An 18,536-nucleotide genomic window follows, 5' to 3' on the forward strand; every position below is an offset into this window, starting at 1 on the left:
GCATGAGGGGTTTCTCAGTTTTCGGTGGGTCTGCTTCTCTGTTCGTGCTTGGTCTGTGGATTGGCTTAAGTCTAGGGGCACAGTCTTCATCAGCAAACGATGCAGTCGATCTCTACTTCAACACGCCAGGGACGGTACAGGGACCGCCTGCACCATCTCCCGCAGAAACCACCTATACCCGTTACGGGTCCTTTGACAACCGGCTGCTGGTCTGGTTCGTGACCCAACAACATACCTACTTCGGTGGATTTGTGTTGGCACTTCCGATCTTTTGCGTGCTGCTCGAATTTCTTAGACTTATCACGAAAAAGTCGGCCTTGTCGCTTCGTTATGACGGACTCGCCCGCGATCTCGCGAAAGTCGCACTGCTGGCGCTTTCCATCACGGCGGTGGTGGGAAGCCTGATGCTGGCTCTGTTTATTTCTCTCTATCCGAGCTTCATGAAGTATATGGGCGGTACGTTCAAAGCCTTCATGCCGGCCTACGCGATCGTCTTTGTCAGTGAGTCGTTGCTCTTGATGATCTACTACTACAGTTGGAATCGTATGGCCGAGCCCGCGTTAAAGTGGATTCACGCGGCTATTGGCATTGTGACGAACGTGTTCGGTACCGCGCTCCTTCTACTCGCCAATGCCTGGGCAGCCTTCATGATGGCACCGGCCGGGGTCGACGCGCAGGGCCGGTTTCTCGGCAACGGGTGGCATCTCCTGCATTCAGCCCTGTGGAATCCGCTGAACGTCCACCGCTTCTTGGCTGACATCATGTCGGGTGGCGCGGTTGTGCTGGCTTATGCCTGCTATCGCTTTTTCACCAGCAAGACGGATGAAGAGCGAGCCTATTTCGATTGGGTGGGCTACATCTTTATCTTTGTCACGGTCTGCGCACTCCTGCCGATGCCGATTGCCGGCTACTGGCTCATGCGATCCGTCTACGCGTTTCGTCAGAGCATGGGCGTGACTATGATGGGGGGGTTGCTCACGTGGCTCTTCGTCGTGCAGGCACTCTTGATTGGGGCGCTATTTCTCGGCATCAACTATTACATCTGGCAGAGCATGGCCCGGATCCGAGGCGGGGAACGCTACCAAACGTATTACCAGATCTTACTGGGAGCCCTAACGCTCGCGTTGTTTATTTGGCTCACACCTCACACAGTGATGATGTCGGCGAGCGAAGTGAAGGCTATGGGCGGCGCGCAGCATCCCGTCGTCGGGAACTATGGAGTGATGTCGGCCAAGAACGGCGCTATCAATATTATGATCCTTATCACGACGTTGAGTTTTATCTATTATCGGCGGGCAAATCGTACAATGGTCGTGTCGTGGGCCACGAAGGGGAACATCCTGATCGGAGCGCTCTTTGTGCTTGGCGCCATCAATATTATCTGGCTCTCCATTTATGGGTTCTATCTGCCGGCCAAGCTCCGCGTTGGTTTGTCCACACCGCAGGCCTTTACGACTCTGACGGTGATTGTGGCGAGTGTGATAATTAATCGTCTTATGCTCAAAGGCGCCGTCGTGCACGGTCCGATTCAGTGGGGGAAAATTTCCATGCGCGGGATGGTGGGTCTGTTCGGGTTGGCCGCTGCTTTCTCATGGGTCATGGGACTGATGGGCTATATTCGTTCGTCCGGACGTCTGACATGGCATGTCAATGAAGTGATGGCTGATGTCTCTCCATGGGCCTTCACGCCGAATTTGGAATTTGCGGCGAAGATGGTCACGCTGAATATGGCGGTGTTCTGGGGAGCCGTGCTCACCGTGTTCTGGATGTGCCAGCGAGGACAGCAGCCGGTGATGGGAGAAGAGCCGAGTGAAGAGAAGGCGACGACGCTGGCCCCGTCTTCGTCACAAGAAGCGTGAATGAAGGAGTGTGAATGCCGGGAAATACGAAGAACATGATGCGAACGCTTCTTTGGCTCATCGGCTCTGCCGGGCTGATTCTGACCGTTGAGGCAGAATGGAGGGGGATTGTTTCGGCGCAAAATCAGACGTTGGTGCTGGAGGACTTTCAGGCGAAAGAGGCCGACGGTTTTCCTTTAAATTGGGATCATGAAAGCCAACGCAGTCAAACAAAGGGCCGGGATGCGTACAAAGTGCAAACAGAAAATGGCGTGAATTTTCTCACGGCCAGAGACGCAGGCCAGCGCATAAAGAAAAAGAAAATCGATTGGGATCCGAAGGCCTATCCTAACCTGACCTGGCGGTGGCGGCTGCATAAGGCTCCGGATGGAGCAGAACCGGTAGCCGCGATTTATGCTTCCTTGGATACGGATCTCATGTTTATTCCGGTGTTCACGAAGTACATCTGGAGTGCGACGAAACCAGAGGGCACGTTGACAGAGGGAGGGATGTTCAGCGGGTCTGAAATCGTGGTACAGAGCGGAACTAAAGAGCTTGGGCAGTGGTTCGAGGAGCGTGTCAACGTGTACGAAGATTTCAAACGTATTCATCAACATGAACCGGCGGCGAAGGCCTGGGGGATTTCGATCATTGCCGGGCCGGGCGTGGAAATTGATTTCGGCCCCATGGTTGCGAGCGCAGGGAGATAGTCCAGGGGAATAGGTCGGCATGAATGAAACCGGAGTCGATTCGCGCATAGTATGGAAAGTGTTCGACATCCTGTTCGGCGTCGCCGTGATGGGAACGGTGGGAACGCTTATCGGCTTGATTATGGGCGGCGGGATGATGCCGGTGGCGATTGGTCTTGGGATCGTCCTCGGTGCGGTTGTTGGCTTTCTCGGCGGGCGCCGGTTTCTCATTAGTATTTTGGTCGGCGCGGTCTTGGGAGGCGCACTCGCATGGCTCGTCGCTGGTTTTGATCGCATATCGGTCGGAGCAGGGGCCGGCGCAGCGATGGGAGGATTTTTGGGCGTGCAGATTTCGATGCTGTTGGACATGCGTGCAGCAAGGAAGTCTTCACTCCTGGCCGACCAACCGAACGGTATCAAAGTGAGCAAGGGAGCGTAAGCGGTTATGGAAAAGAAGGGCGTTCTGATTGGGTCGATCATCTTTGTATTCGGCTCCTTCATACTGATGATCGGCATGATGCTGTGGGAGTCGAACAAGGCCTATAAAATGAAGGAGTTGGCGCAGTCCGTTAAGACTGAAAGCCGTTCGGCTTCCAGCAAGGCGCCAGCGCAAGACTACTCGATTTACAAAACCAAAATAGGCGATGAAGGGCGCGAGATGATCCAGATCCCGGAGGGACCCTTCATGATGGGCGGTAAAGACGGCGATCCGGATGAGGCTCCGGAGCATCAGGTTTATCTCAAGGCGTTCTTTCTCGACAAGAAAGAGGTGACGCAGGAAGAGTACGCACGATTTGCCAAAATGACAAAGCGACCGATGCCAAAAATCGAAGTGTTTGAGGACGATCAATCCAAGCTTCTCAAACCGGAATTCCCCGCGATGAGCGTATCCTGGGACGAGGCCCTGGCCTATTGCAAATGGGCCGGTAAGCGGCTGCCGACGGAGGCGGAATGGGAGAAGGCTGGTCGCGGCGAGGGCAAACGGAAATATCCCTGGGGCGACAGCTTCGTCACCGGCAATGCGAATGTCGACGGAAGCGAAGACGGTTATAAATACTTGGCTCCGCCCGGTTCATTTGAGTCGGGCCGCAGTCCCTATGGGATCTACGACATGACGGGGAATGTCGCCGAGTGGGTTGCCGATTCCTATGACGAACATTATTACAAGACTTCTCCGTATCGTGATCCCAAGGGACCTGACAACGCCGACCTGAAAGTCGTCCGTGGGGGCTCATGGCGGGAAACGGAGCATAACGCCCGACTGTCCAAACGGTTTGCGGCGAAACACTGGCGGACGGATATTACCATCGGCATCCGTTGTGCCGGTGATGCAGATGCCGGAGGCACCCCTTTTCCTTCATAAGCAGTCATGCTTGAAACGAAATTCAAGGTCGCGTTTCTTCTTGTCGTCCTTGCCTTCGCTGCGATGCCCATCATAGGCATTCTCAGTGGCACGAAACTGACCCCCTTTGAGGAATCGCCTGAGGCGACGCCAGAGTCATCTCTGCCCGGATTGGCCGGACCTGCTGATGACAAGCCGATTCAAAAGGACATGGTTTCAATTTCAGCAGGTCCCTTCATTCGCGGAACGGACTCGGGCGGTTTTGACGAGCGACCTCAGCGGACTCTTGTGCTGAGCGCCTTTGCCATTGATCGGTACGAAGTCACCAATTTTCAGTATCAGCAATTTGTGGATGCGACGGGTCATCGCAAGGCCGGACCGCCCTCACGCTATGCCAAGAACATGGGCAAGATGCGAGGTATCAATCAACCTGTCGTCTATGTGTCGTGGGAGGATGCGGAATCCTATTGTCGCTGGAAAGGTAAACGCCTTCCAACGGAAGCCGAATGGGAAAAAGCCATGCGAGGCACTGACGGTCGGCTGTGGCCATGGGGCAACAGTGAGCAAGCGAATGGAGCGAACTGGGCACGCGTTCAAGACGGGTACGATGTGACGGCGCCAGTTGGTTCGTTCAGGAACGATCGGAGTCCCTATGGCGTCATGGACGGGGCGGGGAACGTGATGGAATGGGTTCAGGACTGGTACTCGGAAAGTTATTACAAAGACGTGTCCGACCAGAACTCTCAGGGACCTGAATACGGGGTGTATCGAGTGTTACGGGGAGGGGGGTACACGACCGCTGGGGGGGACATCCGTATAACCAGCCGGAGCAAGATGGTGCCAGATTTTCGCGATGAAACAATCGGCTTTCGCTGTGCCGTTTCAGAGGGGCAAAACGAGGTAGGAAAGGGGGTCAAAAACCGCGGAGAATCTACAGAAAATCAAAGTAGTAGAGAATGAGAAACACGGCCAAAATTATATTGACAACCATTCCGGCCAAAACTATAATGTCGAACAATTTTGAATTCTTATCCATGGATTTCTCGATTTTTTTGCTCTCCAACGAGGAATTTTCAATAGCACACGGGTACCTGCGTGTCAAGAAACTCACCCGCATGAACCACTCTTTTGTGTTCTCACCAGAAGAAGGGAGAATCGATGGCAACGGCAACTGCAGATAGTGAACTCAAGGTCAAGATTGGGAAGATGATCTTCTATATTACCTGTGCGGTGGGCCTGTGGTTCTTCTATTGGTTCGCTGGCGTTCAGTGCCCCTGCTGATCGGGGCCACTGATTCTGCATAACAAAGGATGCGAATGTCTCGTTAGCGAGGAGGGAGTGACATGGGGCAGACGATTTTCTACATTCTGATTTCGACCGTCGTATGCGTGATTTATTTTACGATTGTGGATCACTTTTTAATGGATATGCAGGGGCTGGATTATTGGTACTTATTCCGCAAGTAGCCCTGGTCAGGACAATGTTGTTCGAGGAATACATGACTCCATTTACATTTGAATTGCATCAAGGAGGTATCCCATGGGTCTCGTAACCCGTAAAAAATTATTCTCAATCATGGCGCTGGGCGCGATGGTTGGCCTCCTCCTTCTCCCAATTGCTGTGTCGATTCCGTCGCTGGCCATTGGCGCGGATGCAGCGGATGCGGTGAAAAAGGAAGGTGAGGCAAAGGTCGAGAAAGGGCGCGACGTCTACTACAAAACGGAAGGCATCGTGGTCGGTGCTCCTGCTCCGAAAACGACGGATAGTCCCAAGGACTATCCTCGTTATAATTTTGAGAGCCGCGTTCTTCTTTGGTTCGCGAACCAGCAGCACCTCTACTATGGGAGTTTCGTTCTAGCGGTTCCGATCTTCTGTATGATCATCGAATTTATGGGGGTGGTGACCAAGGATAAGGCGCTCGCGAAACGCTACGATCAATTGGCCTATGACTTCGTCAAGATCAGCTTGACGGCCTACTCGCTGACCGCAATTCTCGGTGGTATCCTGATCTTCACTTTCCTGACGCTCTATCCGGCCTTCTTCGGCTATCTCTCCAGCATCTTCCGGCCCGTCATGCATATCTATGCCTTGATGTTCGTGGCGGAGAGCGGAACCCTCTACATCTACTACTATGGCTGGGACAAGATGAAGGAAGGCTTCCTGAAGTGGATGCATCTGAGCATGTCCGTGATTTTGAACGTGATCGGGACCGTGCTCATGTTCTTGGCAAACTCCTGGATTGGATTCATGATGTCGCCGGCTGGAGTCGATGAACAGGGCCGGTTCCTCGGAAATATCTGGCACGTAGTGCACACCGCGCTGTGGAATCCGTTGAACGTTCACCGCATCCTCGGAAACATGGCATTTGGCGGTGGTGTCGTGGCTGCCTATGCCGCCTACAGATTCCTGGCATCCAAGACTGACGAAGACCGGGCCCACTATGATTGGATGGGCTACATCGCAATGGCGATCGGTGTCGCGTTCTTGATCCCGTTGCCGTTCGCTGGTTATTGGCTGATGCGGGAAGTGTATGCGTATCGGCAACAGATGGGAATTACGCTCATGGGCGGCCTCCTTGCCTGGCTCTTCATTATTCAGGCGACCATGATCGGCATCCTCTTCTTGAGCTCGAATTATTATCTCTGGCAGGCACTCGGCCGGATGCGCGGCGCCGAGAAGTATCAACGCTATATCAAGTATCTCGTCTTTCTACTGGTGTGCGGGTTCCTGGTGTTCATCACGCCGCACACCATGGTCATGACCCCAGCCGAGTTAAAAGCGATGGGTGGTCAGCAACACCCCGTCCTTGGCAACTACGGTGTGATGTCGGCCAAGAACGGCGGCATCAACGTCATCATTACGACCACCGTCCTGAGCTTCATCTGGTACATGCGAGGGAATAAGGTCTCGACTGTATCGTGGTCCAAGTTCGGGAACATCTTCATGGGAGTGTTCTTCTTCTTTGCCTACGTCAACATCATCTGGTTGGCCATTTACGGGTACTACATTCCCGCCAATGTTCGAGTTGGTCTGTCTGTGCCCCAGGTGGCCACGACGCTGTCCTGTCTCTTCTTCATGACTACCTTGAACGGGTTCATGATGAAGGGAGCGAAACAGATGGGGCCGATCGAATGGGGCAAGATTTCCGCTCGGTCTCAGTATGCCTTGATCATGTTGGCAACCGCATTTACCTGGATGATGGGGTTGATGGGCTATATTCGCTCATCGGTCCGCCTCTTCTGGCACGTGAATGAGATCATGCGGGACAATTCGCCGTGGGCCTATACCCATACAGTCGGCTTTGCCGCGAACATGATTTCATTCAACGTGTTGTTCTTCTGGGTCAGCATCCTGTTCGTCTTCTGGCTCGGCAGCTTGGGTGCTAAGAAAGCGCCGGTCGAAGCCAAGGCAGCAGTTCCTGGCGGCGCACCGCAACCGGCTGCTCACTAATCATCTTTTGGAGCTTGGTTGGAGAGAGGGGCGATGAGTTTCGTTCCTCTCTCCTAACCTCAGGAGGTTAAAACCGTGGTTGATCTGATGAAGGAAGCCCTCTCGATGGGGTGGGTGGCTTTTGCTGCACTCATCGGGCTATTGATCTATTTTCAGGTGTCAATCAGCGACCCTGTTGCGAAAAGGCGCGCGACATTCAAGACCTTTATAGGAATCATCGCGGCGTACTTGTTGTTCTTCGCAATTGCCAACTACAAAATCAATTTCTATGGCGAGTCCCGGCTGTTGCCGGTTTCGCTGACAATCATTACATGCACTGCCTTCATGATGGCGCTGTATTTTACTAATCTCAGCGCGCTGTTGAAGATCGGTGGTTTCATGTTTCTGGTCGCCGCAGCCCTCTCTGGCTACGGGAATTGGCTGCCGCAGGTTGAAGGTGGATTTCCACCCAAGGAAGAGAAGCTCGATTTCAGTTCGATGACTCCACAACAGTTGGCCGACGAGGGTGAGAAGATCATCTTCGGCGGAATTGGCCAAAACAAAGTGCAAGGGGCTATCGGCAAGGGGCAATGCCCGCTCTGCCATGCCTTCCATGCCGGTATGCTTGGTGAGCGGGCTCCTAACCTCTTGGGAATTCCTGAGCGGGCGGCGAAGGAACGGTTGGAGGACCCCAAGTACCACAAGGGTGAGCCGGCCAAGCGTGAATATGTCGATAAGGAAGCATGTCTCGGATGCGGTACCGCCACGACCGGGCAAGAGTACATTGCCGAGTCACACTCCTGTCCCAGTTGCTATGTCGTGTCAGGATACGGGGTGAAGGGCACCAACGATAAAGAGAGCCCGATGCCCAAGATCCATAAGCCACCAATATCGCTTTCGTTGCCTGAACTGGCGGCGGTGGACACGTGGCTCTACGTCCGCGAAGGACGTGAGGCACCGTCCTTCGAAGAAATCACAAAGTCCTACGAAAAATTCATCCCTGAGGCCGAGCGGCCAAAGATGCAGGAGGACAAGCCTGCTGGTGCAGGGGGTGCGCTGCTTGCTGATGGGACAGAGACAGTTGACCAGATTTTCTCGAAGGCTCAGTGCATAGTCTGCCATACGATCCCTGGAATCCCTGGAGCAACCGGTACGCAAGGTCCCAAACTTGAAGAAGGGACGAATGCGCCTCAACGAATCAAGGACCCGGCCTACAAGGGAGTCGCACATAGCACTCCTGAGTACATCATGGAATCAGTGGTATCCCCCAGCACGTACGTCGTCAAGGGGTTTCCTGACAACCTGATGCCGAAGGTATTCGGCCAGAAACTCAGCGCGGGCGCGTTGAAAAAGATCGTCGACTACTTGTCGCAGGTGAAAGCAGGAGCGCCGCCTCCTCCAATTCCTGCTTCCTAACATGGCTGTCTATCTCTTTTAGACCAGAGGGAGTTAACCCATGAAAGCATTGATGTCAGTTGGCGCACTCGTAGGGGTAGTTGGCCTACTCTTACTAGTCGGGATGATCCTCGACGTCGTCCCGTCTAATACTGTGCGTTTGGTCGAAGGCTGGATGCCGATGCAGATGCTCACGGAGCTAGCTCTATTCGTCGCGGGATTCGCGGGTCTGAGCTATCTACTCAGCTCAATGGGCATGCCGTTGCCACGCTTTTGGCAAGGAATCGGTTTTTGGGCGTTTATCCTCCTTTATCTCAAGTACCGCGTGTATCCGCCCATCCCATTCAGCGTGCGGGCGATGTATGGAACCGTGTCGCTCGTGGCCGTGTTTATGTGGGTCTCAGCGAACGAGGAAGATTGGAAAAAGTTCAAGCAGCCTATTCTCAATGTGTTGGATGCACAGAGCGGCGGGAACAAGATGCTCCGCTACGCCTATCTGTTCTTGCTTCCCATTCTGATCGGCGGATTCTCCTTCAACGCAATGAAGCCGAAGTCTGAGGAGCCCATTGAACTACGGACCGTGCACCCGGCTCCTCCTGCCAGCACAAAGGTGCATGGCAAGACCTATGTGTTGCAAACCTCGCAAAATCCCTATCGCGTCAATCCCGAAGGGAAGTACGATCAGGAATATACCAACGCGAATATCGTCGAACAGGGCATGGGACGGTTGATGAAGCCCAATGCCAATCCTTGGGATCAGAGCAGCCAAGGCTATTTGAAGTATGTGCGTGAAGGAGGAGAGATTTTCTTCCAGAATTGTCACTTCTGCCATGGTGACAACTTGAACGGTCGTGGATTGCACGCCTTTGCCTTCAACCCGATCCCGGCAAACTTCACCGACCCAGGGACCATTGCACAGTTACAGGAGACCTTCATCTTCTGGCGCGTCTCGAAGGGTGGAATCGGATTGCCCAACGAAGGATTCCCCTGGGCCTCGGTTATGCCACCCTGGGAACAGCATCTGACGGTGGACGAGATCTGGAAAGTCATTCTCTTCGAGTATTGGCACACAGGCTACTATCCGCGGACCTGGGATTAATCGTCTGCCAATGCAACAGTTCATATTGACCTACGAGATATATTATGAGGACAACCATGAAGAATCGGTGGGTTAGTAAGAAGGCAGGTCTCGTGCTTGCCTCAGCTTTTGGACTTGTGATGCTGTCCGGGAGCACAGGGATGTGGGTTCATGCCCAGGAAGCCGTTCCTGAAGGCTTCAAGAAAGGCGATCTCGCGCCTGAACCAAAGGCAGAAATGATTGAAGCCGGGAAGCGGGTTTACTTTACGAAGTGTGTCTGGTGCCATGGAGTCGATGGAGCTGGCGACGGTCCGGGGGCTGACCGGCTGTGGCCGCGTCCCCGGAATTTTAATCAGGGGACGTTCAAGATTCGGCATACGGCCAGCGGCGAATTGCCGTTGTTTGACGCGGCGAAGCCGGTCCCTGGTCAGAACGATCTCTTTGAGACCGTCACCCACGGTCTGCCTGGGTCTGCCATGCCGTCGTGGGAAGGTATTTTGACGGAAGAGCAGCGGTTGCAAGTGCTCTCTTTCGTGACCACGCAATTGGTGAAGGATCGAAAGTTTACAGACAAGCAAAGCGAAACGCAGACTATTCTCCAGCTAGCCGACCTCAAACCGAAACAAGCCTCGGAAGAGAGCCTGAAGAGAGGGTCCGAACTGATCGTTGAAAAAAAATGCATCGAATGTCATGGCACGGAAGGCCGTGGTGATGGGAACGCGTTCAACTTAAAAGACGATTGGGGCTTCGCAATCCAACCGGCCAACTGGCACAAATGTTGGAACTTCCGCGGGAGCCGGCAAGATCCGTACAACGTGACGAACATCTTCCGGACCTTTTCAACCGGCGTGAACGGCACCCCCATGCCGTCGTTTGCAGACAATACCAGTATTGATGAACGATGGGATATCGCGAACTGGGTGAACTTCCTCTGTGAAAGAGATAAGGAGGGAAAGCCACTTCCGATCGATCCTCTGACAGACAAGCCGAAGATCAACTTCGTGGTCCCAGCAGCTCTTGTGCCTGAAGGCGGAGAGATTTCAAACGATCCCGAAAATGACATGTGGAAGAATGCCCCACGCCGCTATGTGGCCATGGGTGGTCAGATCACCCACAAGCCCAGAAACTTCGTGAATCGTATCGACGATATCTGGGTCAAGGCTCTCTATAACGACAAATCCCTCGTCTACCTATTTGAATGGGATGACCGGACCAAGAGTGTTGCAGAAGGTAAGCTGCCTTGGGCTCCGATCCAAGTTAACTTGGACATCAAGGAGCAGGATCCTAAGACTGGAGAGGAAGGTTCCATTGCCGCGAACCAGAACAGGTACAAGGTGTACAACGACGCCATTGCGGTTGAGCATCCGGTGAAGTGGAAAGAGCTTCCGGCTCCCATTAAGCCACGGTTCCTGTTCGGCTCGAATGAGCAGTATCCCGTCGATATCGTGAAATGGGAAGCTGATGGGTCGATCCGGGCCTTCAAAGGAACCGGCTGGGACAAGGATTTTGAAGAACGTGACACCTATGAGGAAAATCTCAAGGTGCTCAAGGCAGAATGGAAGAACGGTCGGTGGTACGTCATGATCCAAAGGCCGCTTGGTAACAAGAAGGACCAGGACTATGACGAGGACACGTTCTTTGAAACAGGGCAGTACATCCCCACAGTGTTCTTTGCATGGGATGGTCACAACGGGGATGCAGGTCGAAAGATGGCTGTGTCAGCCTTCTACTACACCTTCCTCGAGCCACCGATTCCGAAAGAGACCTATATCTATCCCGTCGTCATCGCGGGAGGAGTAGTCTTGTTGGAAGGATGGATTCTGACTCGTCGTGTGAACAAAAGAAAAGGCAAGACTCTCTAGTAGTTGACGAGAAGTTTTTGATTGCTGCAATCAGGAGGGGGTGGGGTCAACCCACCCCCTCTTTGTTTTGTCCCGTAGGCTGAATGAAGGAGTTTTCCTTGAACAGACGGAGGTTGTGTGGCTGGTAGGAAAGGCATGATCTCAGAGGTCACCGGCGTCCTCTTAGCCGGAGGAAAAAGCCGAAGGATGGGGGAGGATAAGCGGTACCTGCTGGTTGGAGAGCGGACGTTGCTTGAGCGCAGTCTTGAGATCCTTCAAACAGTATTTCAGCACGTGGTGATTGTGATTGCGCAAGACAGTGCTCCTCTCGAACAAGTAGCCAGCCCGGTTATCCGGGACCTCATTCCTGACTGTGGAAGCCTGGGCGGTCTCTATACAGGATTGAAACAGGCGTCCACCGACCATGTCTTTGTCGTGGGCTGTGACATGCCGTTCTTGAATCCGGTCGTGATCCGCCATTTCGTGAACCTGAAGACGCAAGCCGATATCGTCATGGCCAAATTGTCAAACGGGTTGCATCCGATGCACGCGGTCTATGGCAAACCGTGCCTCCCTTCGCTGGAACAGATGATCGCCGCACGCAATCTGAAGATTCAGGATCTCGCCAGCCAGCCTGCATTACGGGTGCGTTTGGTGACCGCCGCCGATCTTGTCGCGATCGACCCGACTGCCAGATCGTTTCACAACGTCAACACCCCTGCAGACCTCGAAGCAGCCCGTTCGTTCACCCAGCAGCCCGGTCAACCTCGTTTCCGGTCGTAGTGTTCAACGCCAGCCCGCTTGTCTGCGGCATGATCGTGTCTCAAATCTCGTTGTTACCTGCCTTGTCTCGGCTCATGCCGTATGTTAGAGTGCCCAATTGGTTTTCCCTTGCTTTGGTAAGGACTTAGGAGTGGTTTGCGTGTCTCAAGGGGTTGTACAAGAGATGGTAGCGAATGCCCTCCTCGGTGCCCTTAATGAGGCCAAGCAGAAGGGACAACTCAAGACCGACATCTGGCCACAACTGAGCTTGGATGCACCGAAGCGTCCGGAGTGGGGCGATCTTGCCTCGACGGTGGCTATGTCGCTGGCTGGTCCCGAACAACGTGCTCCTTACGACATCGCACAAATTATCGTCGACAATCTTCCCGAGCGTGAACAGCTTTTCGACCGTGTGGAGATTGTACGGCCTGGATTCCTCAACCTCACCATCAAGCCGCTGATCTGGCAAGAGGTCCTTCGAGAGATCGAAGGACGGGGAGTTGCCTATGGGCAAGCTGACCTGGGAAAGGGGCAGCGAGTCCTGGTGGAGTACGTCAGCGCGAACCCCACCGGGCCGATGCACGTGGGTCATGGTCGTGGTGCGGCGGTCGGACAAGCCCTGGCACGACTTCTCAAGGCCGTCGGATACGACGTTGTCAGTGAGTACTACATCAACGACGCCGGTCGGCAGGTGAAACTCCTGGGCGCCTCCGTGTATGCACGGTATCAAGAATTAGCCGGTCGACCGGCGGATTTTCCACAAGACGGCTACCAAGGTGCCTATGTCAGGACGCTCGCAGAACGGACGAGGCAGCACCTTGGTGCTCGCCTGGACAACGTGCCTCCCGCCGAGGCCGAAGCGCTCTGTCGAGACTTTGCCTATCAGGAAATGCTGGCGGTCATTCGTCAGGACCTGACGGCGTTCGGAATCGAGTTTGACTCATGGTTCAGCGAGGCGTCGTTGCTCGCGTCACAGACCGTCGAGCGAGTATTCGCTGAGCTGAAGACCAAAGGCCTGCTGTTCGAACAGGAAGGAGCGCAGTGGTTCCGATCGTCTGCCTTCGGGGATGAGAAAGATCGAGTGGTCCGCAAGCAGGACGAGGAATATACCTACCTCGCCTCGGATATTGCCTATCACCGTGACAAATTGCAGCGTGGGTACGACCTGCTCGTCGACGTCTGGGGAGCCGACCATCATGGTTATATTCCCCGGATGCAGGGAGTGATGCAAGCCTACGGCTATCCCAAGGACCGCTTGCGCGTCGTCTTGGTGCAGATGGTAAATCTTCTGCGTGGCGGGAAGAAAGTGGAGATGTCGAAACGTGCGGGCGAGTTCATTACGCTCCGCGAAGTCATCGACGAGGTGGGAGCCGACGCCGCAAAGTTCTTCTTCTTGATGCGGGATTCCAATACGCACTTGGACTTCGACCTCGAGTTGGCCAAGCAACGCTCGGCCGACAATCCCGTGTATTACGTGCAGTACGCGCATGCTCGAATCGCAAGTTTATGGCGGGTGGCTGCCTCACGAGGGGTGGCCTGTCCGCTGCCGAGCGAAGCGGATTTAACACTCTTAACGGATCCCAACGAATTGGGGCTGATCCGCAAACTCTCGGCCTATCCTGCCGTGTTGCAAGGGGCTGCGGTCGCCTTTGAGCCACATCGCATGACCTACTATCTGCAGCAATTGGCCGCAGGCCTGCACACGTTTTACAACAAACATCGGATCCTCCCACCGGCTGCGGATAGCGAAGTTCTGGCCATGACACCGGAGGGACTGGCGGCGACGGAGAAACGCCAGAAAGAGGAACTCACGCCTCAACGGACAGGGGCTCGATTAGCGTTAATGCGAGGCGTGCAGCAAGTACTGAAGAACGGCCTGGGGGTGTTGGGGATTTCAGCGCCTGAGCAGATGTAATGGGACGCGAACGTATGACCGGCTTTTCCGTTACACAGATAGATCGGCTGACCGGCGCAAGGCGAGGGACGCTGACCACGGCTCACGGCCAGATCGATACGCCGATGTTCATGCCGGTCGGGACACTGGGTCCGGTCAAGGGGGTTGACCCGGACGACCTCCAGCAACTCGGGTTTCGGCTGATGCTGAACAACGCCTATCATCTGTATTTGCGGCCGGGGCACAAGGTTGTGGCAGAATTGGGCGGGCTCCACGCGTTCACCGGTTGGCCAGGGGCGATTCTGACCGACAGCGGTGGATATCAAATTTTCAGTTTGGCGAAGTTCTGCAACGTGACAGACGGGGGTGTAAGTTTTCAGTCCCATCTCGACGGTTCAACGCATTTCATCACGCCGGAAACAGCCATTGGGATCGAAGAGGCCTTAGGGGCCGATATCGTCATGGCGTTCGATCAATGCGTCGCGCTCCCGGCTTCTCCCGACGCCCTTCGTGACGCCGTTCGGCGCACGAAGCTCTGGGCCGAACGGTGCCAAACCAGCCGTCGCCGGACCGATCAAGCGCTTTTTGGAATTGTGCAGGGAGGGCTGGATGCAGAACTGCGTGTGACCGCGGCACGAGAGCTGGTCGGTCTTGGGTTTGACGGTTACGCCGTCGGGGGCCTGTCGGTGGGCGAGTCCAAAGCCGAGATGTACGCCACGCTTGACGTCACGGTGCCGGAACTACCGCCTTCGAAACCACGCTATCTCATGGGCGTCGGCATGCCTGAAGACCTTGTTGAGGGCGTGGCCCGAGGCATTGACCTGTTCGATTGTGTGGTCCCGTCCCGCCACGGGCGGACCGGCTGGCTCTTTACCAGCTTCGGCCGGGTCCTGATCAAGCAAGCGCAGTATGTTCGTGACGAGCGGCCGATCGATCCTGCCTGTGGTTGTCCGGTGTGCCTGCGGTACTCGCGGGCCTATTTGCATCATCTGTTCAATGTGAAAGAAATGCTCGGCTCAAGACTCAATACCATTCACAACCTCTGGTATTTCGCTGATCTGATGCGTCGCATCCGGGTCGCGATTGAGCAGGGGGCGTTCAGTTCGTTTTGCACCGAGTTCTACCGGACTCGCGAGCAGCTGGAAACCGAGATCGTGCTGAATTCGACGGAGGATATAGACCACAGCCGCCGAACGAGACAGGATTAACTGAGCCGGGAGGGGAAGATACCGACATGGTGATGCACTCAGTCGCATGGGCTCAAGGGTCGACCGGGAGTGGAGGGGGAATGGGATCGTTGTTGTCCCTGGTTCCCTTCGTCTTAATCTTCGTCATTTTTTATTTTTTGCTGATCCTGCCTCAGCAGAAGCGGCAGAAACAACAGAAAACGATGATGGAAGCGTTGAAAAAAGGCGACAAAGTCATCACGGCGTCCGGTATCTGGGGAACCATCGCCAATTTGGGTAAAGACACCGTGACGCTGCAAATTGCCGACAACACGAAGATCAAAATTCAACGGGAACATATCGCGCGTCTTCGCGGAGATGAAGACGACAAAGAATCGTAGTCTGCAAGCTAAGAAGGGGTTGGAAATACTATGAAGAGAGTGGGTGGGCGGTTACTGCTCCTAAGCTCGGTCATCTTGGTGTCGCTCGTTTTCTTTGTGCCAACGTATAGGCCGCTGTATCAGGCCGTGCCGGATTGGGCCCGTAAGCTGTTCCCGGATAAAGGCATCACGCTTGGACTGGACCTACAGGGAGGCATCCATCTTGTGATGGAGGTCGACGAAGATCGAGCGGTCGAAATCGCTCTCGATCGGACGGTCGTCTCCTTACAGGATTTACTGCTTGAGAAGAAGATTCCTATCGAGTCGGTCAAGCGGACCGGGCTCAACCATCTCGCCATCAACTTCCAAAACCCTGAGCTGAAGGACCAGATCAAGAAATTGATCGATGACTACCCCACGTTTACCGACACCGAGTCGGCGGGTTCGAGCAACACCGTGGTATGGGAACTTCGTGATATGGAAATAAAGCGGATCAAAGACTCTGCGATCAACCAAGCGTTGGAAACGATCCGGAATCGAATCGACCAGTTCGGCGTGGCCGAACCGTTGGTCCAACGACAGGGGCTCAAGCAAGTTGTGGTGCAGCTCCCCGGCGTCAAGGATCCGAAGAGAGCGAAGGATCTCATCAAGGAAACGGCGTTGCTGGAATTCAAGATGCTTGACGAAGACAACCAGCTCAAGCTCGACCTTCCGGCTCGCGTCCCGAAGGACAGGGAAGCGGACGTCCTGAAGCAGGCTGAGGCCAAGCTCCCTGAGGGTGACCAAATCCTCTTCGAGCGAGTGGTTGAGAAAGATACAGGCCGTGAATATCGCATCCCTTACGTCGTCAAAAAGCGGGTCATGTTGACCGGAGATGTCCTGAGCGACGCACGGGTGGCGATCGGCCAATTTAACGATCCGTATGTGTCCATTACGTTCGATGCCAAAGGGGGAAAGGAGTTTGACCGGATCACCGGGGAGAATGTCAAAAAACGGATGGCAATCGTTCTCGACAACACGATCTACTCCGCTCCCGTGATTCAAGAACGTATCACCGGAGGCCGTGCGCAGATTACCGGGACATTTTCGACGCAGGAAGCCAATGACTTGGCCATCGTGCTGAGAGCCGGGGCATTACCGGCTCCCTTGAAGATCATCCAAGACCTCACGGTGGGACCCTCGCTGGGGCAAGATTCCATCGATAAAGGGGTGCGGGCGACGTTGGTTGCCGGCGCAATGGTCGTCGTCTTTATGATCGTCTATTACAAACTCTCCGGCGTGATCGCGGATTTCGCGTTGATTCTGAACCTCGTCTGTTTGATCGGAGCCCTGTCCGCCTTGAATGCGACACTGACTTTGCCCGGCATCGCCGGCATTGTGCTGACCATCGGGATGGGCGTCGATTCGAACGTCTTGATCTTTGAGCGCATCCGGGAAGAGCTGCGGCAGGGAAAACCGGTGCGGCTGGCGGTGGACGGGGGCTACGACAAGGCCTTGCTCACAATCGTGGACTCCCATGTCACGACATTGATCACCGGTGTGGCGCTTTTTCTGTTTGGGACCGGCCCGATCAAGGGGTTCGCTGTGACCCTGTGCCTTGGTATTGCCATTAATCTCTTTACCGCGTTGGTCGGCACAAAGGTAATTTTCGATATCATGAATCAACGACAGAAAGTGGAGCAGTTGAGTATCTAGCGCGGAAGGTGTCAGCGATCAGCTCTTCAGTAAAAAGCTGACGGCTGATGGCTGAACGCTGATAGCGTTTATGAGGGAGAGAGCATGCTAGAAATTCTCGGGAAGACCAATTTCGACTTCATGAGCAAGCGCCGTATTGCTTTCACATTTTCCGGCGTCATGGTGCTGCTGGGAATTATCGCGGTGATTCAGATCGCTCGGGGGTCGGCGAATCTGGGGATCGATTTCGCAGGAGGGACCGCGGTCCAATTGAAGTTCGATCAGCCGGTCCGAATTGATGAGGCGAGGAAGGTGTTGGAAGGAAACGGATTAAGGGATGCTGAACTACAGGAATTTGGGCAAGACAACAAACTGCTGATCCGCGTGAAGGCATCCACGACGATAGAAGAAAAGGTGGCCGAACGAGTCGTGGGCGTGTTCACGAAGGAATTCCCCTCCAACCACTTCGTGGTCGAATCTAGTACTGAGATCGGCCCGACGATCGGTAAGAAGCTTCAGGAAGATGCGTTAATCGCAGTCGTCATTTCATTTGCCGGAATCATTCTCTATATCGCGGCCCGGTTCGAATTTCGATTCGGCATTGCCGCAGCGGTCGCCACGTTTCACGATGTCTTAGCCGTCTTGGGCGCCTTTTACCTCCTGGATAAGGAAATCACCCTGCTCGTCGTCACCGCGCTCCTCACCTTGGCGGGCTACTCTCTGACGGACACAGTTGTCGTGTTTGACCGCATTCGTGAGAATCTGCGGACGCGGAGACGAGACACTGAAGAGACGATGATCAATAATGCCGTCAATCAAGTCCTGAGCCGGACGATCGTAACGAGTTTGACGGTCGTCCTGGTGTTGATACCGTTGACTGTGGCGGGCGGAGAAGTACTTCACGATTTTTCGCTCGCCTTGCTTTGGGGCGTCATCTTCGGCACCTATTCGTCCGTGTTCGTGGCCAGCCCGTTGTTGTTATTATGGCCGGGGACGCCCGGTCGGTTGTTAAAACGCAGTTAGCCGGATGGGCCGGAATCGAAGAGCC

Annotated in this window: 17 protein-coding genes; all 17 read left to right on the forward strand. The window is 54.6% G+C overall.

The window, feature by feature from the left end:
- The first annotated feature begins 2 nt into the window (after window positions 1-2).
- The 17 genes from VEI50_10745 to secF all read left to right on the forward strand — a co-directional run bounded on the left by VEI50_10745 (window position 3) and on the right by secF (window position 18,511).
- Entirely contained in the window at window positions 3-1,859 is a 1,857-nt protein-coding gene (locus VEI50_10745) for a cytochrome ubiquinol oxidase subunit I (protein ID HXX75596.1), read from the forward strand.
- Window positions 1,860-1,873: 14 nt separating this feature from the next.
- The gene (locus VEI50_10750; GenBank protein ID HXX75597.1) at window positions 1,874-2,548 is read left to right on the forward strand and encodes a DUF3047 domain-containing protein; all 675 of its coding nucleotides are present in this window, start codon (window positions 1,874-1,876) and stop codon (window positions 2,546-2,548) included.
- A 19-nt stretch (window positions 2,549-2,567) separates the two neighbouring features.
- Entirely contained in the window at window positions 2,568-2,966 is a 399-nt protein-coding gene (locus VEI50_10755; protein HXX75598.1) for a hypothetical protein, read from the forward strand.
- Window positions 2,967-2,972: 6 nt separating this feature from the next.
- A complete protein-coding gene (locus VEI50_10760) occupies window positions 2,973-3,890 on the forward strand; it encodes an SUMF1/EgtB/PvdO family nonheme iron enzyme (protein ID HXX75599.1) in 918 nt (305 codons plus the stop codon).
- Window positions 3,891-3,896: 6 nt separating this feature from the next.
- Window positions 3,897-4,829: a formylglycine-generating enzyme family protein gene (locus tag VEI50_10765; GenBank protein HXX75600.1), complete on the forward strand. Its 933-nt coding sequence runs from the start codon at window positions 3,897-3,899 to the stop codon at window positions 4,827-4,829.
- Between the two features lie 198 nt (window positions 4,830-5,027).
- Window positions 5,028-5,150, forward strand: a complete 123-nt coding sequence (locus VEI50_10770) for a hypothetical protein (protein HXX75601.1) — start codon at window positions 5,028-5,030, stop codon at window positions 5,148-5,150.
- Between the two features lie 62 nt (window positions 5,151-5,212).
- Entirely contained in the window at window positions 5,213-5,335 is a 123-nt protein-coding gene (locus VEI50_10775) for a hypothetical protein (GenBank protein HXX75602.1), read from the forward strand.
- Between the two features lie 73 nt (window positions 5,336-5,408).
- On the forward strand, window positions 5,409-7,319 hold the full coding sequence (locus VEI50_10780; protein ID HXX75603.1) for a cytochrome ubiquinol oxidase subunit I: 1,911 nt from the start codon (window positions 5,409-5,411) through the stop codon (window positions 7,317-7,319).
- A gap of 75 nt (window positions 7,320-7,394) precedes the next feature.
- Window positions 7,395-8,714, forward strand: a complete 1,320-nt coding sequence (locus tag VEI50_10785; protein ID HXX75604.1) for a c-type cytochrome — start codon at window positions 7,395-7,397, stop codon at window positions 8,712-8,714.
- 40 nt (window positions 8,715-8,754) lie between these two features.
- Complete coding sequence (locus VEI50_10790; GenBank protein HXX75605.1) at window positions 8,755-9,792, forward strand: cytochrome c; 1,038 nt, start codon at window positions 8,755-8,757, stop codon at window positions 9,790-9,792.
- 56 nt (window positions 9,793-9,848) lie between these two features.
- Window positions 9,849-11,633: a c-type cytochrome gene (locus VEI50_10795; GenBank protein ID HXX75606.1), complete on the forward strand. Its 1,785-nt coding sequence runs from the start codon at window positions 9,849-9,851 to the stop codon at window positions 11,631-11,633.
- 117 nt (window positions 11,634-11,750) lie between these two features.
- A complete protein-coding gene (locus VEI50_10800) occupies window positions 11,751-12,395 on the forward strand; it encodes a molybdenum cofactor guanylyltransferase (protein HXX75607.1) in 645 nt (214 codons plus the stop codon).
- Between the two features lie 139 nt (window positions 12,396-12,534).
- Window positions 12,535-14,289, forward strand: a complete 1,755-nt coding sequence (argS, locus tag VEI50_10805) for an arginine--tRNA ligase (protein HXX75608.1) — start codon at window positions 12,535-12,537, stop codon at window positions 14,287-14,289.
- A complete protein-coding gene (tgt, locus tag VEI50_10810; protein HXX75609.1) occupies window positions 14,289-15,476 on the forward strand; it encodes a tRNA guanosine(34) transglycosylase Tgt in 1,188 nt (395 codons plus the stop codon). Before argS ends, tgt begins: the two co-directional genes overlap by 1 nt.
- A gap of 80 nt (window positions 15,477-15,556) precedes the next feature.
- Window positions 15,557-15,835, forward strand: coding sequence for a preprotein translocase subunit YajC (gene yajC, locus VEI50_10815; GenBank protein HXX75610.1), 279 nt, complete (start codon window positions 15,557-15,559; stop codon window positions 15,833-15,835).
- A 30-nt stretch (window positions 15,836-15,865) separates the two neighbouring features.
- Window positions 15,866-17,509, forward strand: coding sequence for a protein translocase subunit SecD (gene secD, locus VEI50_10820; GenBank protein ID HXX75611.1), 1,644 nt, complete (start codon window positions 15,866-15,868; stop codon window positions 17,507-17,509).
- A gap of 84 nt (window positions 17,510-17,593) precedes the next feature.
- Window positions 17,594-18,511, forward strand: a complete 918-nt coding sequence (secF, locus tag VEI50_10825; GenBank protein HXX75612.1) for a protein translocase subunit SecF — start codon at window positions 17,594-17,596, stop codon at window positions 18,509-18,511.
- Window positions 18,512-18,536: the final 25 nt, after the last annotated feature.

The sequence above is a fragment of the Nitrospiraceae bacterium genome, from assembly GCA_035623075.1.
In the GTDB taxonomy this organism is placed as follows: Bacteria; Nitrospirota; Nitrospiria; order Nitrospirales; family Nitrospiraceae; genus DASPUC01.